A 23,229-nucleotide genomic window follows, 5' to 3' on the forward strand; every position below is an offset into this window, starting at 1 on the left:
CCGCATAATTATTGTTTTGCGGGAAGTGTATACACTTGAGTATCCAGTTAATCCAGTGATCTGCAACAACAGCACCCTTACTGTGGCGACGGGCATGCCTGCGCACCCTTCAACGCGGTGCCGGGTATCGGCTGCGTCGGTGTTCGCGGCGGTACGACACGCCCGCCCCACAATATTCTCGGCCTCAGGCCGTCATTGTTCGGCAATGCTCCGGACGATGGCGTCCACTGTGGCGTCGATCTGCGCCTGGGTACGGTCCAGCGTCTTGCGGTGCTCTTCCTGCAGTTCGATCTGTCGCGAACACAGGTTCAACGCAGCCAGCACCAGCAGCTTGTCGCCGATCAAGGTCGGGTATTGGCGCTTGGTCTGGGCCAGGGCGGTATTGAGCATCTGCACGGCCTGGGCCAAGGTCGCTTCCTGGCCTTCAGGCGCCTTGATCGAATAGTCGTTGCCGAGGATCGACACGACATTGATCGGCTGGGCACGTAGCGTCATGCGCCGACGACGCCGGCGTGGGCGCGCTCGACCAGGGCTTGCAGGCGTGCGGCGGTGCTGCCGTTCTTCTCTTCCTGCTCCATCAGCGACAGTTGCAGGGTCTCGTTCTCTTCCTTGGCCTGGGCCAGTTCCTGGCCGAGGGCGGCGTTCTGCTCGGTGAGTTGGGCGTTCTTCTGCAGCAGGTCGTTGACCAGTTGCTCGATTTGATTCAGGGAAGATTCCAGCATGGGTCTATCTCAGGTTGTTGCGAGGGGCGCACACGATAAAGAAAAGTGCCGCTCGTCGCCATTAAATATCGGATTTACAACGTGTCGAACCCGCAGATTGACAGGGTAACCCGCCCCTTGTTCCGGCCTGGGTCAACCGCCGGTCAGGAACGCCCGGGCCAGCTCGGAATTTTGCCGGGGCGCACTCAAGACTGACCGGTCACGACCGATACTCAAAGAGACACATTCTGTCGCACTGGGTGCCTCTCCTTCACTTCCCTGGATCTGCCCTCCATGTCACTACGCAACATCAATATTGCCCCACGCGCACTGCTGGGCTTTGCGCTTATCGGCCTGCTGATGCTCGGCCTCGGTATTTTCTCCCTGATGCAGATGGGCAACATCCGCCAGGCCGGCCTGGCCATCGAACAGGTCAGCGTACCCGCCATCAAGACCCTGGATGAGCTCAACGCCCTGAACCTGCGTATGCGCAGCCTCGCCTACCGCCTGCTGGTGAACCGCGAACCGCAAGGCCAACAGGACATCCTCAAGCTGATGGACCAGCGCAACCAGGAGATCGACCGCGCACGCCAGGCGTACCTGCCGCTGATCACGGCCGCCGATGAGCAGGCGGCATACGATCAGTATGTCCAGTCGCTCAACCAGTACCGCCAGCTGGAGGCACGCATGCGCAGCCTGAGCCAGGCCGGCAGCCTCGATGAGCTGAGGGAGGTTATCAACCGTGACGTGATCGCCACCTCCGAACAGATCAACAAGATCATGGAGACCCTGGTGCGCATCAATACCGAGCAGACCCGTGACACCAACGCGAAAGCCGCCAGCCAGTACGACGCGGCTTTCTCGCTGGTGATCGGCCTGCTGGTCGCCGCCACCGTGCTGACGTTTGCCTGCGCCATGCTGTTGACCCGCAGCATCACCAAGCCGATCGACGAGGCGCTCAGATGCGCCGAACAGATCGCCGACGGCGACCTGACCCACGTCATCCATGCCGAGGGTACCGATGAAGCTGCCCGCCTGCTGCGCGCCATGGCCCGCATGCAGGACAAGCTGCGCGATACCTTGCAGCTGATTGCCGGCTCCGCGACCCAGCTGGCCTCGGCTGCCGAGGAGCTGAACGCCGTCACCGACGAAAGCGCCCGTGGCCTGCAGCAACAGAACAACGAAATCGAACAGGCCGCCACCGCGGTGACCGAGATGACCAGCGCCGTGGAGGAAGTGGCGCGCAATGCCGTCAGCACCTCGGAAGCCTCCAGCGAAGCCAGCCGTTCGGCTGGCGATGGCCGCGACCTGGTCATGGAAACCGTGGGTGCCATCGAGCGCATGAGCGGCGACGTACAAGCCACCGCCAAGCTGATCACCCACCTGGCCGAACAGTCGCGTGATATCGGCAAGGTGCTCGACGTGATCCGTGGCCTGGCAGACCAGACCAACCTGTTGGCACTCAACGCGGCGATCGAGGCGGCACGTGCCGGCGAAGCAGGCCGTGGTTTTGCCGTGGTTGCTGATGAAGTGCGGGCGCTGGCCCACCGTACCCAGCAGTCGACCAGCGAGATCGAGCGGATGATCGGCAGCATTCAGGGCGGAACGGAAGAGGCCGTGGAGTCGATGCGCACCAGCACCGAACGCGCCGAATCGACCCTGAATATCGCTCGTGGCGCGGGCCTGGCGCTGGATACCATTGCCGGCGCAGTGGCGCAGATCAACGAACGCAACCTGGTGATTGCCAGCGCTGCGGAAGAGCAGGCGCAGGTGGCGCGGGAAGTGGACCGCAACCTGGTGAACATCAACGACCTGTCGGTGCAGAGTGCCACCGGGGCGCATCAGACCAGTGCGGCGAGTGCCGAGCTGTCGCGGCTGGCGGTGGACCTCAATGGCCTGGTAGCACGGTTCCGCACCTGAAAAAGCTGGGGCCGCTTTGCGGCCCCTTGCATTCGCGGATCAGTAATCGATCCGAACGTCCCCTTTCGGCACACTGCAGCAGGACAGAATGTAGCCCTCGGCTTCGTCCTCTTCGGTAATGCCGCCGTTGTGCTCCATCTCTACTTCACCGCCCAGCTTGAGCACCTTGCAGGTGCCGCAGATACCCATGCCACAGGCTTTCGGGATCATCAGGCCAACCTTGGCCGCCGCTGCATGCACGGTCTCGCCCGGGGCGATGCGGATACTCTTCTCGCTGCCGATGAACTCCACCAGGTTGAGGTCGGCGGCGTCCAGCTCCGGCGCATCGGCAGCCTGTTCGGCATGCTCGACCGCGTCAGCCTTGGCTTCCGGCGGCGTGGCGCCGAACGACTCCTCGTGGTAGTTCTTCATGTCGAAGCCCACCGCTTCGAGCATGCGCTTGACCGCACTCATGTACGGCGTCGGGCCACAGCAGAACACCACGCGCTCCATGTAGTCCGGTGCAATCAGCTCCATCAGGCGCTGGTTCAGGTAGCCGCGGTAACCCGCCCACGGCTCGCCCAGGCCATGCTTTTCGCAAATGATGTGCAGGCTGAAGTTGGGAATGCGCGAAGCCATCTGCTCCAGCTCGCGATGGTAGATGATGTCCTTCGGCGAACGGGCGCTGTGCACGAACACCATGTCGACATTGCCGTTGGTGTCGTAGAACCAGCGGGCCATCGACATCACCGGGGTAATGCCCACGCCACCGGAAAGGTACAGCACCTTCTGCGCCGGGAAATCGATGGCGTTGAACAGCCCCACCGGGCCGTGCACCGGCAGTTCGGCGCCTTCGTGCATGGTGTCGTGAAGGAAGTTGGACACCAGGCCGCCGGGCACGCGCTTGACCGTGATCGAGAAGCTGTAGGGCACCGAAGGCGAGCTGGAAATGGTGTAGGAGCGCATCACCGGCTTGCCTTCGATCTCCAGCTCCAGGGTGACGAACTGCCCAGGCTTGAAGAAGAACATGATCGGCTGGTCGGCCATGAAGCAGAAGGTGCGCACGTCCCAGGTCTCCTGGATGACCTTGACGCAGCGCACGATGTGGCGGCCGTTGGCCCAGGTCTGGGTGGTGACCGGATTGAGGAAGGTATCGGACATGTTCATCTCCAGCAGCCGACTATTGGCCTTTTATGGCTTGGATAATGCGCAAGCCGAAGACGACGTACATTCCTGCCAGCGACATCGGCGTGCTTATCGCGACCAGCCGCGCACCACAAGGGCTGCGGAGTCGTAATTCAATTCGGCCATGTCGCCCATGGATACGGTTGATGGCGTCTTCGGACGCACACTCCACGGCAAAACAACCGCTGTTTCTTGATAAGCAGCCTTGCGGCACCACAACAACGATTAGCCACCTTTTGCCGGCCGCACTCGGCCCCGAGGAATACACGATGGACGTCACCGCAACCCTGAGCCTGGGCGATCCACTGGAACCTGCACGCAAGGCAACCGCCGAAATGCTGCAGACCCGCGAGCGCACCTTCTCGCTGCCGCAGCCGTTCTACAACGACGAGCGTCTGTTCCAGATCGACATGCAGGAGATCTTCCACAAGGAGTGGCTGATCGCCGGCATGACTTGCGAGATCCCGGCCAAGGGCAACTACATCACCCTGCAGATCGGCAAGAACCCGATCATCGTGGTGCGTGGTGCCGAAGGCAAGGTGCATGCCTTCCACAACGTCTGCCGTCACCGCGGCTCGCGCCTGTGCGTCAGCGACAAGGGCAAGGTGGCCAAGCTGGTCTGCCCGTACCACCAGTGGACCTACGAGCTGGACGGCCGCCTGCTGTTCGCCGGCACCGAAATGGGCGCCGACTTCGACATGAACCAGTACGGCCTGAAGCCGGTGAACGTGAAAGTCGCCGGTGGCTACATCTTCATCAGCCTGGCGGAAAACCCGCCTGCCATCGACGAGTTCCTGGCCACCCTGGACCACTACATGGAACCGTACGACATGGAGAACACCAAGGTGGCGGTGCAAACCACCTTGATGGAAAAGGCCAACTGGAAGCTGGTGCTGGAAAACAACCGCGAGTGCTACCACTGCAACGGTTCGCACCCGGAATTGCTGCAAACCCTGCTGGAATGGGACGACACCAACGACCCGCGCGCCAGCCAGGAATTCAAGGACCACGTGGCTGCCTCGGCCGCCGCCTGGGAAGCCGAGAAGATCCCGTACCTGCACAAGAGCCACGGCCTGCGTAACCGCATCGTGCGCATGCCGCTGCTCAAGGGCACCGTGTCGATGACCATGGACGGCAAGCAGGCCTGCCAGAAGCTGATGGGCCGCATCAAGAACCCGGACCTGGGCTCGATGCGCATCCTGCACCTGCCGCACTCGTGGAACCACTGCATGGGCGACCACATGATCGTGTTCACCGTGTGGCCGATCAGCGCCCAGGAAACCATGGTCACCACCAAGTGGCTGGTGCACAAGGATGCCGTGGAAGGTGTCGATTACGACCCGGAGCGCATGCGCAAGGTGTGGGACGCCACCAACGACCAGGACCGTCGCCTGGCCGAAGAGAACCAGCGCGGGATCAACTCCACCGCCTACCAGCCGGGCCCTTACTCGAAGACCTACGAGTTCGGCGTGGTCAACTTCATCGACTGGTACAGCCAGCGGTTGCTGAACAACCTGGGGGCTGAGCCGGCACCTTACCTGAAGGAAGTGCAGGCACAGTAAGCCCACCCCCCGCCACTGAACGAAGTTTGGTGGCGGGGTTGTTCCTATCTCCCCTTCCGCACCTGAAAACGCGTTTCACCCCCCTCCCTCGTAGCACCCGCCACAGCGAATGGCTGATCAGTATTTGACCAACTCGCTCAACCCCGCATGCACATTCGGATGCAGCGGTGTTCGTACACCTTATCCACAGAGCCACCAACAGAGTTTGTGGGCAACCACGCACGGCATTCGCAACGGAACTGTGGATAAGCGCTGCAAGGCCCTGATTATCAAGTCCGGAAGGATGGAAAGTAAGGTTTGATCATTTTTTGAACAAATCTGTCAACGCCCCTGAATACGCGGCTCGCAGCCGATACCGAACATATTATCCACAGAGGGGCTCACAGCGATTGTGGGCAAAAACAGGTAGATGCTGATGTGCCAGGCAAGCAAGCGCCCTGACAGAGGCTGACTGTTTTTTGATCAAACCTATGGAGGCCGCGTGATACGAGGCCTGGGGCCATGCGCCAACACTTTATCCACATGTTGGCGAACAGATTTGGTGGGCAAGTGCGTGGCCGAGGCCTGGTCCTGAATGCAGGAGCGGCCTTGTGTCGCAATGGGCTGCGCAGCAGCCCCCGAATCCTGGGCCTGGCTCAGGATCTGGGGGCCGCTGCGCAGCCCATCGCGACACAAGGCCGCTCTTACACGGGACGGCGGGAGGCTCTAGCGCAGCACGCCTTCTTCCACCAGCAGCTTGAGGATGGCTTCGGCGCCTTCCTGCGGAGTAACGTCTTTCAACACCTTGCCACCGCCACCACTGGCCTTGGCGGTTGCCGCCTTCATGCGGTCGGCGCCGCTCTTGGCCTTGATCACCTTCAGCCGCTTGGGCCGCGGACGGGCTGGCTGCAGCTCGGCCTCGGCCAGCAGCGAGTCTTCGACGATGGCCACGTTGCGGGCCGCCAGGACACCACGGCGCGCCGGCCCGAAGGCACTCTGGCGCGGCTTTGGCGCGGCGTTATCCACAGTCGCCAGCAGCGGCAGGCGCACCTTCAGCCGGCGCCGCTGGCCACGTGGCAGGGCCTGCAATACCTGGGCGGTGCCGTTGTCGATCGATTCCACTTCGGCCAGGCCCACGATCAACGGCCAGCCGAGTTTTTCCGCCAGCAGGAACGGCAGCATGCCCGACCCTTCGCCGGTCTCTGCCTGGCTGCCGGTCAGCACCAGCTGCGCCCCGGCGTCACGCAGGTAGTCGCCCAGCACGCCCAGCACATCGGCACCGGCCGGCTGCTCCAGCACATCCAGGTGGTCCAGGCCCATGCCCAGGTAGGCGCGCAGCGCTTCTTCGTGTGGGTTGCCGGCGTGCACCACCTGCAAGTTATCCCCAGCCAGCTGCAAGCCCAGTTCCACCGCGCGGGCATCCTGCTCGGCGCGGCGCGCACGGCCAGAGCTGGGGTGGGCACCGATGGAAACCAGGCTGATCACTTTGGTACTCATGCTCGTGCCCTTATGCCGCGTCGCGCTGGCCGCCGCTGCGGTAGTTATCCACAGCCTCGATCAGCGCCTTGAGAATTGCCGAGCTGTCGCCAATCACCGACAGGTCGGCCCGTTTGATCATGTCGCAGCCGGGGTCCATGTTGATCGCCACCACCTTGTCGCAGGCGCCGATGCCCTGCAGGTGCTGGATCGCCCCCGAGATACCCACAGCCACATAGACCCGTGCGGTAACCCAGGTACCGGTCGCGCCCACCTGGCGGTTGCGCGGCATGAAGCCGTCGTCCACCGCCACCCGCGAGGCGCCTTCGGTGGCGCCCAGCGCTGCGGTAGCCTGGTGGTACAGGTCCCAGTCCTTGACCCCGTTGCCACCGGAGACGATGAACTCGGCCTCGGCCATGGCAATGGTGGCCGGGTCGACGGCCACCGAGCCGAGGTCTTCGATCCGCGACAGGCTGCGCGGCACACTTGTGGACAACTCTACCGGCAGCGCTTCGTGGCGGCTTTCGCTGACCGGCTCGGCGCATTCGGCCGCCGCCAGGATCAGGCGTGGCACGGCGCGTTGCAGGTCCTGCTGGCCGGCACCGGCACGGCCAATGCACTGGCCGTCCTTGACCTGCCATACCCGCGTCGCCGGGCGCTCGCCCAGCGCCGCGCCCAGGCGTCGGCCGAGTTCGCCGCCACCGGTGCGGCTGTCGGGCAGCAGCCAGTGGCGCGGGGCGAACTGGTTATCCACAGCGCGCAGGCCCTGTACCAGTTGTTCCGGTGCATAACCTTCGAAGGCCTCGCCCTCGATGACCAGCAGGCGGTCGACGCCGGCTGTGGAAAAGTTGCTTTCCTTGTGCTCGCCAAACACCACCGCCAGTACTGCGCCGTCGCTGCCGGCCAGGCTGTGGGCCAGGCCGAGCAGGTCGCGGTCGTGGCTGCTCAGGCGGCCACCGACCATGTCCGGCACCACGGCAATGTAGAACGCCGGCGCCGCCACCTGGTGCAACGGCAGCTTGACCTCGGCCGCCGCCGTGCGCCGCCCGCCCACACCGGTGCCCTGCTGGGCGCCGCTGCGGTCGATACGCTTGAGGCCGGCCGGGCCGATGAAGCCTGCGGCAATCGCGTGAGGGTTCTTGCGGATCAGGCCGTTCGGCCCCATCCAGCGGGTTTGCTGGGTCTGCATCGCTGCATGCAGCGGGTGCAGACGGTTACGGGCGATCCACTCGGCGCGCGGGTCGCGGCGGATAATGTCGCTCATCAGTGCACCTCCGCAGGTTCACGTTTGGCCGTTTGCGTCTTGGCGGCAGCGGGCGCGTCCTCTTCGATCAGCACGTCGGCGACCAGCTCGGCCAGGTCCTTGATCTGTGGGCGCGGTTCGACCACGCCTTCAAGCATCGCGGTGCACTGTGGGCAACCCACGGCCACCAGCTCGGCCTCGGTCTGGCGGATATCGTCCATGCGCATGTCGGGGATCCGCTGCTTGCCGGGGATGTCGGTGATCGGCGCACCGCCGCCACCGCCACAGCAGCGCGAGCGGAAGCCGGAGCGTTCCATTTCGCGCACCTCGATGCCCAACGCCTTGAGCACTGCCCGCGGGGCTTCGTACTCGCCGTTGTAGCGGCCCAGGTAGCACGGGTCGTGGTAGGTGACACTGCCACCTTTGTGCTGGCCAAGGTTGAGCTTGCCGGCCGCGATCAGTTCGGCGATGTAGGTGCTGTGGTGCTGCACCTGGTACTCACCGCCCAGGGCGCCGTACTCGTTCTTCAGCACATGGAAGCTGTGTGGGTCACAGGTGACGATGCGCTGGAACTGGTACTTGGCCAGGGTCTGGATATTGCGCTTGGCCAGTTGCTGGAAGGTCGCTTCGTCGCCCAGGCGGCGCGCCACGTCGCCGCTGTCGCGCTCCTCCAGGCCGAGCACGGCAAAGTCCACGCCGGAGGCCTTGAGCACCTTGACGAACGAACGCAGGGTCCGCTGGTTGCGCATGTCGAAGGCACCATCGCCGACCCAGAACAGCACCTCGGTGGTTTTCACCTCCGACAGCAGTTGCAGGTTAAGGTCGGCGGCCCAGTTCATCCGCCCACCGGGGGCGAAACCGCCCGGGTTGTCGGTGGCGATCAGGTTGTCCAGCACCTCGGCGCCCTTGTTCGGCGTGGCGCCCTTTTCCAGGGTGAGGTGGCGGCGCATGTCGACAATGGCGTCGACGTGCTCGATCATCATCGGGCATTCCTCGACACAGGCACGGCAGGTGGTGCACGACCACAGCGTTTCGGCGTCGACCAGGCCATTGACGATCGGCTGGTGCGGGTGGCCGCCATGCTCGCCGATCGGCTTGCCAGGGTATGGGCTGCCGGCGAACTGGGCGTCGGTACCACCGGCCAGGCCGATGACCATGTCCTGGATGAGTTTTTTCGGGTTCAGTGGCTGGCCGGCGGCAAACGCCGGGCACATGGCTTCACATTTGCCGCACTGCACGCAGGCATCGAAGCCCAGCAGCTGGTTCCAGGTGAAGTCCACGGGTTTTTCCACGCCCAGCGGTGCGTTCGGGTCTTCCAGGTCCAGTGGCTTGAGGCCGGTGGAGCGGCCGCCGCCGAAGCGCTCGGCACGGCGGTGCCAGGCCAGGTGCAGGGCACCGGCGAAGGCGTGTTTCATCGGCCCGCCCCAGGTCATGCCGAAGAACAGCTCGGACACGCCCCACAGCACGCCCAGGCCGAGAATCGCGACCATCACCCAGCCGCCGGTATTGGCAGGCAGGATGCCGGCGACCGGCAGGGTGGCGATGAAGAAGCTCGCGGCGAACGCCAGCAGGCTCTTCGGCAGGCGCATCCACGGCCCCTTGGACAGCCGGGATGGCGGGTTGAGTCGGCGTTTGAAGACGAAAATGGCGCCGCTGAACATGATCACCGTGGCCACCAGCAACGCGTAGCCGAGGATCTTGCTCTGCAGGCCGAAGCCATGCACCAGGATTGCCAGCGCGGCCGACAGCACGAAGCCGCCTGCGGTGGCCACGTGGGTCTTGGACATGTACTTGTCGCGCTCGACCACGTGGTGCAGGTCCACCAGGTAACGGCGCGGCATGGCCAGCAGGCCGCCGATCAGGTTGACCTTGGATGGCCGGCCGCGCCGCCACATGCGCACCCGGCGCAGGGCGCCGAGCACTGCCAGGCCAAGGGCAGCGAACAGCAGGATGGGTAGAAGGGTGTTCAACATGGGAGGCTCCCACAACAGCGGTTGCAAGGGGTTCAGGCCCCTGGAATCCTGCACCGGCCCTGTGGGAGCGGGCATGCCCGCGAATGCGTCAGATCAGACAACTCTGTTGTTCATGCTGACGCTTTCGCGGGCACGCCCGCTCCCACAGGGGCCAATGTGTGCCGACAGTGCGATCAGAAATCCTTGCACAGGCGCAAGGCGTCGTAGATCGCCGCATGCACGTTGCGCTGGGCCACGCAGTCGCCGATGCGGTACAGCAGGTAGCCTTCGCCCGGCTGGCTGAGGATCGGCTGTGGCTTGATGGCGAACAGCGCCTCCACGTCGATCTGGCCCTTGTTGCGCGAACCTTCCTTCAGCGCGTAGTACAGCTGCTCGTCAGGACGCACGCCGTTCTCCACCACCACCTGGTCGACCACGCGCTCTTCCTTGGCGCCGGTGTATTCGTTCTCCAGCACCGCCACCAGTTTGTCGCCCTCGCGGTAGACCTTTTCCAGCATCATGTCGCCGGTCATGATCACTTCTTTCGGGTAGATGCTGCGGTAGTAGGTCGGGAAGCTGGTACCGCCCATGGCCACGCCCGGCTTGATGTCGTCGGTGACGATTTCCACCTGGCTGCCCTTGTCGGCGATGAAGTCGGCCACCGACATACCGGTGAATTCGCAGATGGTGTCGTACACCAGCACGTTCTTGCCCGGGGCAACCTTGCCGTCGAGCACGTCCCAGCTGCTGACCACCAGCCCTTCGGCGGCGCCCCAGTGCTCGTTCTGCTCGAGGAACGAATGCCCGCCCACGGCCAGCACGATGATGTCCGGGCGCAGGTCCTGGATGGTTGCCACGTCGGCCGCGGTACCCAGGCGCAGGTCGACCTTCAGGCGCGCCAGCTCCAGCTGGTACCAGCGGGTGATACCGGCGATCTGGTCACGCTGCGGCGCCTTGGCGGCGATGGTGATCTGCCCGCCGATCTGCTCCTTCTTCTCGAACAGGGTCACGTCGTGGCCACGTTCGGCAGCCACGCGGGCCGCTTCCATGCCGGCCGGGCCGGCGCCCACCACGACGACCTTGCGCTTGGCGCCGGTGGTCTTCTCGATGATGTGCGGCACGCCCATGTATTCACGGGAAGTCGCGGCGTTCTGGATGCACAGCACGTCCAGGCCCTGGTACTGGCGGTCGATGCAGTAGTTGGCACCGACGCACTGCTTGATCTGGTCGATCTGGCCCATCTTGATCTTGGCGATCAGGTGCGGGTCGGCGATGTGTGCACGGGTCATGCCGACCATGTCCACGTAGCCGCCTTCGAGGATACGCGTGGCCTGGTTCGGGTCCTTGATGTTCTGCGCGTGCAGTACCGGGACCTTGACCACTTCCTTGATGCCCGCCGCCAGGTGCAGGAACGGCTCCGGCGGGTAGCTCATGTTGGGGATGACGTTGGCCAGGGTGTTGTGGGTGTCGCAACCCGAGCCGACCACGCCGATGAAGTCGATCATGCCGGTGGCGTCGTAGTACGCGGCGATCTGCTTCATGTCCTCATGGCTGAGGCCGTCCGGATGGAACTCGTCACCGCAAATGCGCATGCCCACGCAGAAGTCGTCACCGACCTCGGCGCGAACGGCCTTGAGCACTTCCAGGCCGAACTTCATGCGGCCTTCGAAAGTACCGCCCCATTCGTCGGTACGCTTGTTGACCCGCGGGCTCCAGAACTGGTCGATCATGTGCTGGTGCACGGCCGACAGCTCGACACCGTCCAGGCCACCTTCCTTGGCGCGACGTGCCGCTTGCGCGTAGTTGCCGATCACGCGCCAGATCTCTTCCACCTCGATGGTCTTGCAGGTGGCGCGGTGCACGGGTTCACGGATACCCGATGGCGACATCAGGGTCGGCCAGTTGAAGCCGTCCCAGCGCGAGCGACGGCCCATGTGGGTAATCTGGATCATGATCTTGGCGCCATGCTTGTGCATGGCGTCGGCCAGGTTCTGGAAGTGCGGGATGATGCGGTCGGTCGACAGGTTGACCGACGACCACCATTCCTGCGGGCTGTCGATGGCGACGACGGACGAGCCGCCGCAGATCGCCAGGCCGATACCGCCCTTGGCCTTTTCTTCGTAGTACTTCACATAGCGGTCGGTCGTCATGCCGCCGTCAGTGGCGTAGACCTCCGCGTGTGCGGTGCTGAGCACGCGGTTGCGGATGGTCAGTTTGCCGATCTGGATCGGCTGGAACATTGCTTCGAATGCCATGACGCTATCTCCGGCTTACAACGGCTTGACGACGAACAGGCCATCTTCGTGGCCTTCTTCCGAACCGCCGTAGACCTGTTCGGCCACGGTGCGGATCGAGCTGCCGCGGGCAGCGAGAATCTGGTCCATGGCGCCGGCGAACCAGCCGGTGAACATGTAGTCGACCTTGCGGCCGCACTTGCCATAGACGTACACGAATGCCGAGTGCTTGAGCTTGACGCTGCAGGTACCCTTGTCCAGGTCGATGTCCTGGATCTCGAACAGGCCCCAGCCGCGCTGGCTCAGGCGCTTCATGTAGTGCTCGAACACCGCTACGCCTTCCAGGCCATGGCATTCGGCTTCTTTTTCACACCAGTGCCAGGCGGACTTGTAGCCGGCCTTGTAGAGGATCTCGGCGTACTTGTCGGCACCGAGGACTTCTTCGATACCCATGTGGTTGTTGACGAAGAAATGGCGCGGCACATACAGCATCGGCAGGGCGTCGCTGGTCCAGACACCGGTCTCGCTGTCGACTTCGATTGGCAATTGCGGGGCGATCTTGGCCATGGAAACTCAACTCCATAAAAATTTTGTTTGGGATGCCCCGGCGTTGCTGGCAGGGGCTTACAGGCTTGGAGAGCGGCTTATTCGCCCCACACGTCCTTGAGGACGTTGACCCAGTTCTCGCCCATGATCTTGCGCACCACGCGCTCGGAGTGGCCGCGCTTGAGCAAGGTTTCGGTGAGGTTGGGGAATTCGCCCACGGTACGGATACCCAGCGGGTTGATGATCTTGCCGAAGTTGGTCAGGCGACGGGCATAGCCCTTGTCGTGGGTCAGGTACTCGAAGAAGTCCTGGCCATGGCCCTGGGTGAAGTCGGTACCGATACCGATGGCGTCTTCACCGACGATGTTCATGGTGTATTCGATGGCTTCGGCATAGTCGTCGATGGTCGAGTCGATGCCCTTGGCCAGGAACGGCGCGAACATGGTCACGCCTACGAAACCGCCGTGGTCGGCGATGAACTTCAGCTCTGCATCGGACTTGTTGCGCGGGTGTTCTTTCAGGCCCGACGGCAGGCAGTGCGAGTAGCACACCGGCTTTTTCGATTCGAGGATGACTTCTTCGGAAGTCTTGGAGCCGACGTGGGACAGGTCGCACATGATGCCGACGCGGTTCATCTCCGCGACGATCTCGCGACCGAAGCCCGACAGGCCGCCGTCACGCTCGTAGCAACCGGTGCCCACCAGGTTCTGGGTGTTGTAGCACATTTGCACGATGCCCACGCCGAGTTGCTTGAACACGTCGACGTAGGCGATCTGGTCTTCGAACGCGTGGGCGTTCTGGAAGCCGAAGAGGATGCCGGTCTTGCCCAGTTCCTTGGCCTTGCGGATGTCGGCGGTGGTGCGCACCGGCATGACCAGGTCGCTGTTTTCGCGGATCAGCTTCTGGCTGGCGGCGATGTTGTCGACGGTTGCCTTGAAGCCTTCCCAGACCGAAACCGTGCAGTTGGCCGCAGTCAGCCCGCCCTTGCGCATGTCTTCGAACAGCTCGCGGTTCCATTTGGCAATGATCAGGCCGTCGATGACGATGCTGTCGGCGTGAAGTTCGGCTGGGCTCATCAGGCTGTCCCCTTTTATTGAATAGGTTGGCGCCAAACCTTGTGCCGGCGCTTTGGGGCCAGCATATGCCTGTGCCCAACGGCGCCCCGATGCAAAAACGACAGGGGGTTTGCCGAAAGCGTCAATGCGCGACAACGCGCCTGTTCCAGCGCCTTGACGACGCCGTTCGGGGATGAGAGACAGTCTCGATAACGACGTTTTCCAGGGTTTTATGAACATTTGTTCAGGTAGCTACCGCGGCGCCGTCGTCTGAGCGAGAATCCCTGCGATTCGTCAGCCTGTTGAGGAGAATACGGATGAAATCAATGGCATGGCTGGTACTGCTGGCTGTCGTGTCGGGCGCCCAGGCCGGCGAGGAAGAAAGCACCCCGTGCGACAACGTCGAGACCGACCAGCAGACCTACGCTTGCGCGGCATTCAACAAGCAGACTGCCGAACGCGAGCTGAAAGCGGCCTATGACGACCTGATCCAGCGCATCCGTGACCAGTATGCCGACGAAGGCGACCAGGCGAGCGCACTGGTCACGCGCATGGACGCTGCCGAAAAGCTGTGGACGCAGCTGCGTGATGCCGACTGCAAGGTCGAGACCTTTGCCGAGAAGCCCGGCAGCAAGGCATTCCAGGCGGCCTGGGATACCTGCGTGGCGCAGCGCAGTGATGACCGTTCGGAGTACCTGCAGTCCATCGGCCAGCAGTAAGCCTGTACCGGCCTCTTCGCGGGCACGCCCGCTCCCACAGGTACTGCGCAACGCTCACGGGCGGCGGGGTTCCTGTGGGAGCGGGCGTGCCCGCGAAGAGGCCGGTACAGGCGCAAATCAAACCGCTCGGGCCAGGCGGTCCTCGCGCGGGCAGCGCTGATAGCGCGCCCGATAGCAGCGGGTAAAGTACGAAGCCGATTCGAACCCGCACGCCACCCCGACCTCCAGCACACTCATGTCGGTCTGGCGTAAAAGTTGCCGAGCCTTGTCCAGCCGCAGGCGCAGGTAGAAGCCGCTGGGCGTGTCGTCCAGGTGCAGGCGAAACAGGCGCTCCAGCTGCCGCCGGGTCACCTGCACCGCATCGGCCAGCACCTGGGTATTGAGCGGCTGCTCGGTGTTGCGCTCCATTTCGCCAATCACCTTCACCAGCTTCTTGTTGCTGATGCCGTAGCGGCTGGCGATCTGCATGCGCTGGTGGTCCTGGCGCTGGCGGATACGCCCGAGCACGAACTGCTCCGAGACCTGCACCGCCAGTTCGCTGCCGTGGGCCTGTGCAATCAGGTCGAGCATCAGGTCGATCGAGGCGGTACCGCCGGCGCAGGTGATGCGCCGCCGGTCGATCTCGAACAGCTCCTGGGTCGCCTGCAGGTTCGGGTAGTTCTCCTTGAACGCTTCGAGCGCCTCCCAATGCACGGTGGCGCGGTGGCCATCCAGCAGGCCGGCCTCGGCCAGCACCACCGCACCGGTGTCGATGCCGCCCAGAATCACCCCGTCGCGGTCGAGCCGGCGCAGCGCGTGTTGCAAGGCCGGCCCGTAGCAGGCCAGGGGATCGAAGCCGGCGACGATCAGCAGGACGCCACCCGGTTCAGCCGTCGCCAGCGCTGCGTCGGCATTCACCGACATGCCGTTGCTGGCCTGTACTGCGCCGCCATCCAGGCTCAGCACCTGCCAGCTGTACGATGGGCCTTTGAAACGGTTCGCCACCCGCAATGGCTCCAGGGCGCTGATGAAGCCAATCGCCGAGAAACCGGGTAACAGCAGGAAATGGATGATTTGCGGCATTGCATGCTCCACGGCAAAGGTGGTCGCCTCCGTGCAATTGTTGGTCGCCAGGGTGCGATTTTCCACCCTGGCAGCAGCGTAGCGTGTTCACACGGCCCAGAGAGGCCGGCCCCTATAAAAAACGCCCTGCCGATGGAGAGCCACCATGCAACGCTTGATCCGCCGCAGCCTGTTGTCCGTAGCCCTGAGCACTATCGTCGCTTCCCCGCTTTATGCCGCCGAACCCGCGGCCTGCAAGAACGTCCGCCTGGGCGTGGTCAACTGGACCGACGTCATCGCCACCAGCGCCATGGCCCAGGTGCTGCTCGACGGCCTGGGCTACCAGACCAAGCAGACCAGTGCGTCGCAACAGATCATCTTCGCCGGCATCCGTGACAAGCGCCTGGACATGTTCCTCGGGTACTGGAACCCGATCATGACCCAGACCATCACCCCGTTCCTCGACGCCAAACAGGTCAAGGTACTCGACAAGCCCAGCCTGGAAGATGCCCGCGCCACCCTGGCGGTACCCAAGTACCTGGCCGACAAGGGCCTGAAGACTTTCGCCGATATCCACAAGTTCGAAAAGGAGCTGGGCGGGAAAATCTACGGCATCGAGCCAGGCTCGGGCGCCAACACCCAGATCAAGGCGATGATCGCCAAGAACCAGTTCGGCCTGGGCAAGTTCCAGCTGGTCGAGTCCAGCGAGGCCGGCATGCTCGCCGCCGTCGACCGCGCAGTTCGGCGCAATGAGGCCGTGGTGTTCTTCGGCTGGGCGCCACACCCGATGAACGTGAACATCGACATGGTCTATCTCGGCGACAGCCAGGACGCCCTGGGGCCTGACGAAGGCCGCGCGACGGTCTGGACAGTGACCGCGCCGGACTATGCCGAACGTTGCCCCAACGCCCACCGCCTGTTGGCCAACCTCAACTTCAGCGCCGAAGACGAGAGCCGCATGATGCAGCCGCTGCTCGACCACAAGGACCCGCTGGAATCGGCCCGCCAATGGCTCAAGGACCATCCCCAGGACAAGGCCCGCTGGCTTGACGGGGTGACCACCTTCGATGGCAAGCCGGCGGCGGACAACCTCAAGCTCACCGCCAACTGATCCGGCCTCTTCGCGGGCATGCCCGCTCCCACAGGTACAGCGACACACTCAGGGTCACGTAAACCCTGTGGGAGCGGGCGCGCCCGCGAAAAGCCCAACACAGCTATCACAAGGAACCCACCATGAACCACGACGTCATCATCACCTGCGCCCTCACCGGCGCCGGCGACACCGCCTCGAAAAGCCACCTGGTCCCGGTCACCCCCAAGCAGATCGCCGAAGCCGCCGTGGAAGCCGCCAAAGCCGGCGCCACCGTGGTCCACTGCCACGTCCGCGACCCGCAGACCGGCCGCTTCAGCCGCGACGTGGCGCTGTACCGCGAAGTCATGGAACGCATCCGCGAAGCCGATGTGGACATCATCGTCAACCTCACCGCCGGCATGGGCGGCGACCTGGAAATCGGCCCGGGCGAAACGCCACTGGAGTTCGGCCCCGGCACCGACCTGATCGGCCCGCTGGAACGCCTGGCACACGTCGAAGCGCTGCTGCCGGAGATCTGCACCCTGGACTGCGGCACGCTCAACTTCGGTGACGGCAACTCGATCTACGTTTCCACCCCGGCGCAACTGCGTGCCGGCGCCCGGCGCATCACCGAACTGGGGGTCAAGGCCGAGCTGGAAATCTTCGACACCGGCCACCTGTGGTTCGCCAAGCAGATGATCAAGGAAGGCCTGCTCGATGACCCGCTGTTCCAGCTGTGCCTGGGTATCCCGTGGGGCGCGCCGGCCGATACCACCACCATGAAGGCGATGGTCGACAACCTGCCGGCCAATGTCACCTGGGCCGGCTTCGGCATCGGCCGCATGCAGATGCCGATGGCCGCCCAGGCGGTGCTGCTGGGTGGCAACGTGCGCGTGGGCCTGGAAGACAACCTGTACCTGGACCGCGGCGTGCTGGCCAGCAACGGCCAATTGGTCGAGCGCGCGGTAGAAATCATTTCGCGCCTTGGTGCCCGTGTGCTTACCCCAGCCGAAGGCCGGGAAAAGATGAACCTCAAACGCCGCTGAGCCATTCAGGAGAACACCATGACCTTCATCACCCAGATCAACACCTTCGCTGCCCTGGGTAGCGGCGTGATCGGCAGCGGCTGGGTCGCCCGCGCCTTGGCCCACGGCCTCGACGTGGTCGCCTGGGACCCGGCACCCGGCGCCGAACAGGCGCTGCGCAAGCGTGTTGCCAATGCCTGGCCGGCCCTGCAGAAGCAAGGCCTGGCGCCGGGTGCTTCCCCGGACCGGCTGAAGTTCGTCGCCACCATCGAGGAATGCGTGCGTGATGCCGACTTCATCCAGGAAAGCGCGCCGGAGCGGCTGGACCTGAAGCTCGACCTGCACGCGAAAATCAGCGCCGCGGCCAAACCCGACGCCATTATCGGCAGCAGCACCTCGGGCCTGTTGCCCAGCGAGTTCTACGAGTCGGCCACCCACCCCGAGCGCTGCGTGGTCGGCCACCCTTTCAACCCGGTGTATCTGCTGCCACTGGTAGAGATCGTCGGCGGCAAACGCACTGCGCCGGAGGCCATCGAAGCGGCCAAGGTCATCTATACCGCGCTGGGCATGCGCCCGCTGCATGTGCGCAAGGAAGTCCCCGGCTTCATCGCCGACCGCCTGCTTGAAGCGCTGTGGCGCGAAGCCCTGCACCTGGTCAACGACGGCGTGGCCAGCACGGGCGAGATCGACGATGCAATCCGCTTCGGCGCCGGCCTGCGCTGGTCGTTCATGGGCACGTTCCTCACCTACACCTTGGCCGGTGGCGACGCTGGCATGCGCCACTTCATGGCTCAGTTCGGCCCGGCGCTGAAGCTGCCATGGACCTACCTGCCAGCACCGGAGCTGACCGACAAGCTGATCGACGACGTGGTCGAAGGCACCTCGCAACAGCTGGGCGAACGTAGCATCGCCGCGCTGGAGCGCTATCGTGATGACACCCTGCTGGCCGTGCTGGACGCCGTGAAAACCAGCAAGGCCAAGCACGGCATGGCCTTCGGCGATTGAGGAGCCTGTAATGCCCGCACTGATCACCTACCGCACCCCGGTCCAGGCGGACTGGGTCGACTACAACGGGCATCTGCGCGATGCCTTCTACCTGCTGATCTTCAGCTATGCCACCGATGCGCTGATGGAGCGCATCGGCCTGGATGCCGACAGCCGGGGGCAAAGCGGCAATTCGCTGTTCACCCTGGAAGCGCACATCAACTACCTGCACGAAGTGAAGCTGGGCTGCGAGGTATGGGTGCAGAGCCAGATCATCGGCTTCGACCGCAAGCGCTTGCACGTCTACCACAGCCTGCATCGGGCGGGGTTCGACGAGGTGCTGGCGGCCAGCGAGCAGATGCTGCTGCATGTGGACCTGGCCGGGCCGAAGTCGGCGCCGTTCAGTGAGCACAGTGTCGGGTTGCTGCAGGGGTTGGTGGCTGAGCAGCAGGATGTGCCCCCGGCTGTGTTCCTCGGCCGAGTGATAGCCCTGCCTACGCCAAACTGAGCAGCAACCTATGACCTGTGGCAGCGGGCATGCCCGCGAATGCGATGCTGGGTTGACCGCCGCATTCGCGGGCACGCCCGCTGCCACAGGTCATGTCTTCAGGCAAAAAAATAGCCCCGGGAAGCCGTGAGCAACCGGGGCCAAGAGCGAGCAGCATCCACGTTGCACGAACGAGGGTGACCAAACCCTCCGTTGCGGTAGATGGCTTGAGTTTGCGCAGTTCCCGGCCGTTCGATTTAGCCGGAAACGACCTGTTCTTAGCCAAAGCAGCCATGCCGCCATTCTGTGGTTGCGGGTATGTCGCCAGCGTCACAGAATCGGTCGTAAATCACAGCAGCACTCTCTTAGCGATAAAAGGGACAACAGCCATGATGCATGCGGATTTGATTGACCAGGACGACCTGGCAGGCCACCTGCGCGCGCGCGGGTTCGACATTCCGGCCGGCGCCAGCGCCGAGCAGGCCTGCGAGGCAGTGGTGCGCGGGCTGACCGAGCCCAATGCGCGGGCGCTGAAGGGCATGGTGGAGCAGATGTATACCGGTAGCGCGACGATCCTGCCGGCGGTGCGCCAGGCCATCGACAAGCAGCTGTTGCCAGCGTTGGCGCAGTTCAACAAACGCGCCTGACTGGGTATTCCTACACCGGCCCCTTCGCGGGTAAACCCGCTCCCACAGGTACTGCACCGCTTTTGAACCCGGTGCAGTACCTGTGGGAGCGGGTTTACCCGCGAAGAGGCTGGTGCCGTTTCAGAGCCTTACACTGGCAAAGGTCGACTCGTTGCGCGCCTGGCTCAGGGCAGCCATCGGCCCGCTGTGCGGCGACAGGGTCATGGCCTGCGGGATCGGCATCATGGCGACCTGCTGCGCGGTATTGGAACCCACACGCTCGTCACGTGGCGGAATACCGAAATACTCGCGGTAGCACTTGGAGAAGTGCGGGGTCGACACGAAGCCGCATACCGAGGCCACTTCGATGATCGACATCGGCGTCTGCTTCAGCAACTGCCGGGCGCGGATCAGGCGCAGCTTCAGGTAGTAGCGCGACGGCGAACAGTGCAGGTACTTCTGGAACAGCCGCTCGAGCTGGCGGCGCGATACCGACACGTACACCGCCAGTTCGTCCAGGTCGATCGGCTCTTCGAGGTTGGCCTCCATCAACGCGACGATCTCCTGCAGCTTCGGCTGGTTGGTGCCGAGCATGTGCTTGAGCGGCACGCGCTGGTGGTCCTGCTCGTTGCGAATACGCTCGTAGACGAACATCTCCGAGATCGCCGCCGACAGCTCGCGGCCATGGTCGCGGCTGATCAGGTGCAGCATCATGTCCAGCGGCGCGGTGCCGCCGGAGCTGGTGAAGCGGTTACGGTCCAGGGTGAACAGGCGGGTACTCATGTTCACCCGTGGGTAGGCCTCCTGCATCGCCGCCAGGCATTCCCAGTGCACGCTGCAATCGAAACCGTCGAGCAGGCCGGCGCAGGCCAGCGCCCAGCTGCCGGTGCACACCGCACCCAGGCGGCGCGACTGGCGGGCCTGGGCCTGCAGCCAGGTGACATGCTCACGGGTAACGGTGCGCTGGATGCCGACGCCGCCGCAGACGATGACGGTGTCCATCGGTGGGGCGCTGTGCATGGCCGCGTCCGGGGTGATCTGCAGGCCGTCGCTGGCCCACACCTGGCCGCCATCGACGGTCAGGGTGTGCCAGCGGTACAGCTCGCGACCGGACAGCTGGTTGGCCATGCGCAGCGGCTCCACGGCCGATGCCAGGGAAATCAGGGTGAAATTGTCCAGAAGGAGAAACCCGATGGACTGAGGGGCTGTGCGGTTCTGGGTTGGGTTCCCGGAGGTGTACGACGTCATCGCGATTTCTCCTCACACAAATGCAGGGTGTGTGCCTCAGGCGAGCACTGATTTTCTTGTTATGGCCCCCGGGTCATGTGCAGGGGCTTGTTTCCAATCTCAACGCAAAGGCCGTGCCTGAAATTGAACGGCCATCCAAAAAAACCTGAAAACGACGCCTTCATCCGGCAAATCAGGTACTTCGATCGCTTTGACTGGTGTTCGCAAAGCACCGTCCTAGCGCCTTGCATGCAGCAACTGAGCAATTTGGTGACACGCGGCGTGCAGGTTGCCCAGAAACGACACTCATGAGTGTCACCGACAATGCCCGTGCTGATAGCGACAGCCGACGATTGGTCAGCTCAGGCCGCGCACTGAAACAGGGCGCGGCGCACTTGAAACGTTCAAGGGCCTCGATCGCGGATGAATCCGCTCCTACAGGGTCATGCATGCCTTGTAGGAGCCGGATTCATCCGCGATGAGGCCCTTGAGAGGGTCAACGACTCAGCATTCAATGGCGCTGACCGCCAGGCCACCGCGCGAGGTCTCTTTATATTTGTCGTGCATGTCGGCGCCGGTGTCACGCATGGTGCGGATCACCTGGTCGAGGGAAATGAAGTGCTCGCCGTCACCACGCAAGGCCATCTGCACCGCGTTGATGGCTTTTACCGCAGCAATGGCGTTGCGCTCGATGCACGGCACCTGGACCAACCCGCCAACCGGGTCGCAGGTCAGGCCGAGGTTGTGTTCCAGGGCGATTTCAGCGGCGTTCTCCACCTGCGCCGGGGTTGCCCCCAGTACTTCGGCCAAACCGGCGGCGGCCATGGCACAGGCCGAACCGACTTCACCCTGGCAGCCAACCTCGGCACCGGAAATCGACGCGTTCTTCTTGCACAGGATGCCCACTGCCGCAGCGGCGAGGAAGAAGTCGACCACACTGGACTCGTTCACCGCATCGCTGAAGCGCATGTAGTAATGCAGTACCGCCGGAATGATGCCGGCAGCGCCATTGGTTGGCGCAGTGACCATGCGCCCGCCGGCAGCGTTCTCTTCATTGACCGCCAGGGCGAACAGGTTGACCCATTCCATGGCGCTCATGGTCGAGCCGATCACGTTGGGCTTGCCGATTTCCTGCAGGCTGCGGTGCAGCTTGGCAGCGCGACGGCGCACATTAAGGCCGCCAGGCAGCGTGCCTTCGTACTTCAGGCCATTGTTGACACATTCCTGCATGGCCTCCCACAGCTTGTGCAGGCCAGCGCGGATCTCTTCCTCGCTGCGCCAGACCTTCTCGTTGGCCATCATCAATTGCGACACGCTGAGGTCGTTTTGCTTGCACAGGCGCAGCAGTTCGGCGGCGCTGCCGAAGTCGTACGGCAGCTCGGTCTGGTCGGCATCCAGCACGCCGCTGGCGGCCTGGGCGGCATCGACCACGAAGCCGCCACCCACCGAGTAGTAGGTGTCGCGGTGCAGTTCGCCCTGTTCGCCTTCGGCAATCAGGGTCATGGCGTTGGGATGATACGGCAGGTTCTCGTCCAGCAGCCGCATGTCGCGGGCCCAGACGAACTCGATGGGCAGGCGGTTATCCAGCAGCAGCGTGTCGGTTTCCCGCAGGTCGGCGATACGCGGCACGATCTGGGTCGGGTCAATGGCGTCAGGCCATTCGCCCATCAGGCCCATGATGGTGGCGTTGTCGGTGCCGTGACCGATGCCGGTGGCTGACAGCGAGCCATACAGGCGCACTTCGATCCGCTTCACACGCTCCAGCTCGCCGCGTTCGCGCAGGCCCTGAACGAACAGGGCACCGGCACGCATGGGGCCGACGGTGTGGGAGCTGGAAGGCCCGACACCGATCTTGAACAGGTCGAACACGCTGATGGCCATTGTCGAATCACCTCTTGCTGGGCTTGTCTCTGCGCGCCATGCGCAGGGCGGGACAGCTGCTAGGCTGAAGCAGCGGGCCGCCTTGAATGCACGCATCATCGGGCTTTTGCCGTAGCCCTCGCCGTCTGCAACCGACGTAATTTTGTCCAGCAGCGCCGCACGATTCCGGCCCTCGCCACGCCGTTTTACGGCGGCCTGGTGACGTAAAGATGCGGCCGAGGGGGTGGAAAAATCCATAAGCGACATCGCCTGTACTGGATACGACCCGTTCCGTACTGGTTACGACTCCACCAGTAGGCGATTGCCCGGCGCTGGAGGATTATCGAAAGCGACTC

The 23,229-nt window shown here is 63.8% G+C and carries 19 protein-coding genes and 2 pseudogenes; 9 read left to right on the top strand and 12 right to left on the bottom strand.

Annotated features, from left to right (window positions below):
* Positions 1-192 precede the first annotated feature (192 nt).
* Both ACLEJP_RS06895 and ACLEJP_RS06900 read right to left on the bottom strand, forming a co-directional pair.
* Positions 193-495: a cell division protein ZapA gene (locus tag ACLEJP_RS06895; RefSeq protein ID WP_440805076.1), complete on the bottom strand. Its 303-nt coding sequence runs from the start codon at positions 493-495 to the stop codon at positions 193-195.
* Complete coding sequence (locus tag ACLEJP_RS06900; protein WP_440805077.1) at positions 492-722, bottom strand: hypothetical protein; 231 nt, start codon at positions 720-722, stop codon at positions 492-494. Before ACLEJP_RS06900 ends, ACLEJP_RS06895 begins: the two co-directional genes overlap by 4 nt.
* 339 nt (positions 723-1,061) lie before the next feature.
* On the opposite strand from ACLEJP_RS06900, the pseudogene ACLEJP_RS06905 reads away from it, so the two are divergent.
* Both ACLEJP_RS06905 and ACLEJP_RS06910 read left to right on the top strand, forming a co-directional pair.
* A pseudogene (locus ACLEJP_RS06905) lies at positions 1,062-1,490 on the top strand (MCP four helix bundle domain-containing protein); the annotation flags it as partial.
* A gap of 15 nt (positions 1,491-1,505) precedes the next feature.
* Positions 1,506-2,621: pseudogene (locus ACLEJP_RS06910) on the top strand (methyl-accepting chemotaxis protein); the annotation flags it as partial.
* A 39-nt stretch (positions 2,622-2,660) separates the two neighbouring features.
* Here ACLEJP_RS06910 and gbcB read toward each other — a convergent pair.
* Positions 2,661-3,761 (bottom strand): glycine-betaine demethylase subunit GbcB, encoded by a 1,101-nt coding sequence (gene gbcB, locus ACLEJP_RS06915; RefSeq protein ID WP_440805078.1) that lies wholly within the window; start codon positions 3,759-3,761, stop codon positions 2,661-2,663.
* A gap of 293 nt (positions 3,762-4,054) precedes the next feature.
* On the opposite strand from gbcB, the gene gbcA reads away from it, so the two are divergent.
* Positions 4,055-5,347, top strand: coding sequence for a glycine-betaine demethylase subunit GbcA (gene gbcA, locus ACLEJP_RS06920; protein ID WP_170027871.1), 1,293 nt, complete (start codon positions 4,055-4,057; stop codon positions 5,345-5,347).
* A gap of 705 nt (positions 5,348-6,052) precedes the next feature.
* Here the strand turns inward: gbcA and etfB are convergent.
* From etfB to ACLEJP_RS06950, 6 genes are all read right to left on the bottom strand, one after another.
* Complete coding sequence (etfB, locus tag ACLEJP_RS06925) at positions 6,053-6,823, bottom strand: electron transfer flavoprotein subunit beta (protein WP_289131700.1); 771 nt, start codon at positions 6,821-6,823, stop codon at positions 6,053-6,055.
* A 10-nt stretch (positions 6,824-6,833) separates the two neighbouring features.
* On the bottom strand, positions 6,834-8,066 hold the full coding sequence (gene etfA, locus ACLEJP_RS06930) for an electron transfer flavoprotein subunit alpha (RefSeq protein WP_440805081.1): 1,233 nt from the start codon (positions 8,064-8,066) through the stop codon (positions 6,834-6,836).
* The gene (dgcB, locus tag ACLEJP_RS06935; RefSeq protein ID WP_440805083.1) at positions 8,066-10,018 is read right to left on the bottom strand and encodes a dimethylglycine demethylation protein DgcB; all 1,953 of its coding nucleotides are present in this window, start codon (positions 10,016-10,018) and stop codon (positions 8,066-8,068) included. Before dgcB ends, etfA begins: the two co-directional genes overlap by 1 nt.
* A gap of 173 nt (positions 10,019-10,191) precedes the next feature.
* Positions 10,192-12,252: a dimethylglycine demethylation protein DgcA gene (gene dgcA / locus ACLEJP_RS06940; RefSeq protein WP_225780054.1), complete on the bottom strand. Its 2,061-nt coding sequence runs from the start codon at positions 12,250-12,252 to the stop codon at positions 10,192-10,194.
* Between the two features lie 15 nt (positions 12,253-12,267).
* The gene (locus tag ACLEJP_RS06945; protein ID WP_046614486.1) at positions 12,268-12,798 is read right to left on the bottom strand and encodes a DUF5943 domain-containing protein; all 531 of its coding nucleotides are present in this window, start codon (positions 12,796-12,798) and stop codon (positions 12,268-12,270) included.
* A 77-nt stretch (positions 12,799-12,875) separates the two neighbouring features.
* The gene (locus ACLEJP_RS06950; protein WP_186712608.1) at positions 12,876-13,853 is read right to left on the bottom strand and encodes a dipeptidase; all 978 of its coding nucleotides are present in this window, start codon (positions 13,851-13,853) and stop codon (positions 12,876-12,878) included.
* Between the two features lie 296 nt (positions 13,854-14,149).
* On the opposite strand from ACLEJP_RS06950, the gene ACLEJP_RS06955 reads away from it, so the two are divergent.
* Positions 14,150-14,551 (top strand): lysozyme inhibitor LprI family protein, encoded by a 402-nt coding sequence (locus ACLEJP_RS06955; protein ID WP_225780053.1) that lies wholly within the window; start codon positions 14,150-14,152, stop codon positions 14,549-14,551.
* Between the two features lie 117 nt (positions 14,552-14,668).
* On the opposite strand, the gene ACLEJP_RS06960 is transcribed toward ACLEJP_RS06955, so the two are convergent.
* On the bottom strand, positions 14,669-15,613 hold the full coding sequence (locus tag ACLEJP_RS06960) for a GlxA family transcriptional regulator (protein WP_440805085.1): 945 nt from the start codon (positions 15,611-15,613) through the stop codon (positions 14,669-14,671).
* 145 nt (positions 15,614-15,758) lie between these two features.
* On the opposite strand from ACLEJP_RS06960, the gene choX reads away from it, so the two are divergent.
* The 5 genes from choX to ACLEJP_RS06985 all read left to right on the top strand — a co-directional run bounded on the left by choX (position 15,759) and on the right by ACLEJP_RS06985 (position 19,807).
* Entirely contained in the window at positions 15,759-16,703 is a 945-nt protein-coding gene (gene choX, locus ACLEJP_RS06965) for a choline ABC transporter substrate-binding protein (RefSeq protein ID WP_440805087.1), read from the top strand.
* A 122-nt stretch (positions 16,704-16,825) separates the two neighbouring features.
* Positions 16,826-17,710 carry a 3-keto-5-aminohexanoate cleavage protein gene (locus ACLEJP_RS06970; RefSeq protein ID WP_170027863.1) on the top strand — a complete coding sequence of 295 codons (885 nt, stop codon included), beginning with the start codon at positions 16,826-16,828 and terminating at the stop codon, positions 17,708-17,710.
* An 18-nt stretch (positions 17,711-17,728) separates the two neighbouring features.
* The gene (locus ACLEJP_RS06975; protein WP_440805088.1) at positions 17,729-18,694 is read left to right on the top strand and encodes an L-carnitine dehydrogenase; all 966 of its coding nucleotides are present in this window, start codon (positions 17,729-17,731) and stop codon (positions 18,692-18,694) included.
* Between the two features lie 10 nt (positions 18,695-18,704).
* Positions 18,705-19,181 carry a thioesterase family protein gene (locus ACLEJP_RS06980; protein ID WP_440805089.1) on the top strand — a complete coding sequence of 159 codons (477 nt, stop codon included), beginning with the start codon at positions 18,705-18,707 and terminating at the stop codon, positions 19,179-19,181.
* A 368-nt stretch (positions 19,182-19,549) separates the two neighbouring features.
* A complete protein-coding gene (locus tag ACLEJP_RS06985) occupies positions 19,550-19,807 on the top strand; it encodes a hypothetical protein (RefSeq protein ID WP_003255717.1) in 258 nt (85 codons plus the stop codon).
* A gap of 120 nt (positions 19,808-19,927) precedes the next feature.
* Here ACLEJP_RS06985 and ACLEJP_RS06990 read toward each other — a convergent pair whose 3' ends face one another.
* Together ACLEJP_RS06990 and ACLEJP_RS06995 are read right to left on the bottom strand one after the other, a co-directional pair.
* Positions 19,928-21,034 (bottom strand): GlxA family transcriptional regulator, encoded by a 1,107-nt coding sequence (locus ACLEJP_RS06990; protein WP_186674957.1) that lies wholly within the window; start codon positions 21,032-21,034, stop codon positions 19,928-19,930.
* A gap of 483 nt (positions 21,035-21,517) precedes the next feature.
* Positions 21,518-22,894, bottom strand: a complete 1,377-nt coding sequence (locus ACLEJP_RS06995; protein WP_440805090.1) for an L-serine ammonia-lyase — start codon at positions 22,892-22,894, stop codon at positions 21,518-21,520.
* Positions 22,895-23,229 lie beyond the last annotated feature (335 nt).

Origin of the sequence: Pseudomonas sp. SMV7, assembly GCF_052041995.1 — a bacterium.
Taxonomy (GTDB): Bacteria; Pseudomonadota; Gammaproteobacteria; order Pseudomonadales; family Pseudomonadaceae; genus Aquipseudomonas.

Excerpts from the sequence above, each read along its gene's own strand:
- ACLEJP_RS06895 (WP_440805076.1), bottom strand. The coding sequence starts at position 495 with ATGACGCTACGTGCCCAGCCGATCAATGTCGTGTCGATCCTCGGCAAC.
- ACLEJP_RS06900 (WP_440805077.1), bottom strand. The coding sequence starts at position 722 with ATGCTGGAATCTTCCCTGAATCAAATCGAGCAACTGGTCAACGACCTG.
- gbcB (WP_440805078.1), bottom strand. The coding sequence starts at position 3,761 with ATGTCCGATACCTTCCTCAATCCGGTCACCACCCAGACCTGGGCCAAC.
- gbcA (WP_170027871.1), top strand. The coding sequence starts at position 4,055 with ATGGACGTCACCGCAACCCTGAGCCTGGGCGATCCACTGGAACCTGCA.
- etfB (WP_289131700.1), bottom strand. The coding sequence starts at position 6,823 with ATGAGTACCAAAGTGATCAGCCTGGTTTCCATCGGTGCCCACCCCAGC.
- etfA (WP_440805081.1), bottom strand. The coding sequence starts at position 8,066 with ATGAGCGACATTATCCGCCGCGACCCGCGCGCCGAGTGGATCGCCCGT.
- dgcB (WP_440805083.1), bottom strand. The coding sequence starts at position 10,018 with ATGTTGAACACCCTTCTACCCATCCTGCTGTTCGCTGCCCTTGGCCTG.
- dgcA (WP_225780054.1), bottom strand. The coding sequence starts at position 12,252 with ATGGCATTCGAAGCAATGTTCCAGCCGATCCAGATCGGCAAACTGACC.
- ACLEJP_RS06945 (WP_046614486.1), bottom strand. The coding sequence starts at position 12,798 with ATGGCCAAGATCGCCCCGCAATTGCCAATCGAAGTCGACAGCGAGACC.
- ACLEJP_RS06950 (WP_186712608.1), bottom strand. The coding sequence starts at position 13,853 with ATGAGCCCAGCCGAACTTCACGCCGACAGCATCGTCATCGACGGCCTG.
- ACLEJP_RS06955 (WP_225780053.1), top strand. The coding sequence starts at position 14,150 with ATGAAATCAATGGCATGGCTGGTACTGCTGGCTGTCGTGTCGGGCGCC.
- ACLEJP_RS06960 (WP_440805085.1), bottom strand. The coding sequence starts at position 15,613 with ATGCCGCAAATCATCCATTTCCTGCTGTTACCCGGTTTCTCGGCGATT.
- choX (WP_440805087.1), top strand. The coding sequence starts at position 15,759 with ATGCAACGCTTGATCCGCCGCAGCCTGTTGTCCGTAGCCCTGAGCACT.
- ACLEJP_RS06970 (WP_170027863.1), top strand. The coding sequence starts at position 16,826 with ATGAACCACGACGTCATCATCACCTGCGCCCTCACCGGCGCCGGCGAC.
- ACLEJP_RS06975 (WP_440805088.1), top strand. The coding sequence starts at position 17,729 with ATGACCTTCATCACCCAGATCAACACCTTCGCTGCCCTGGGTAGCGGC.
- ACLEJP_RS06980 (WP_440805089.1), top strand. The coding sequence starts at position 18,705 with ATGCCCGCACTGATCACCTACCGCACCCCGGTCCAGGCGGACTGGGTC.
- ACLEJP_RS06985 (WP_003255717.1), top strand. The coding sequence starts at position 19,550 with ATGATGCATGCGGATTTGATTGACCAGGACGACCTGGCAGGCCACCTG.
- ACLEJP_RS06990 (WP_186674957.1), bottom strand. The coding sequence starts at position 21,034 with ATGACGTCGTACACCTCCGGGAACCCAACCCAGAACCGCACAGCCCCT.
- ACLEJP_RS06995 (WP_440805090.1), bottom strand. The coding sequence starts at position 22,894 with ATGGCCATCAGCGTGTTCGACCTGTTCAAGATCGGTGTCGGGCCTTCC.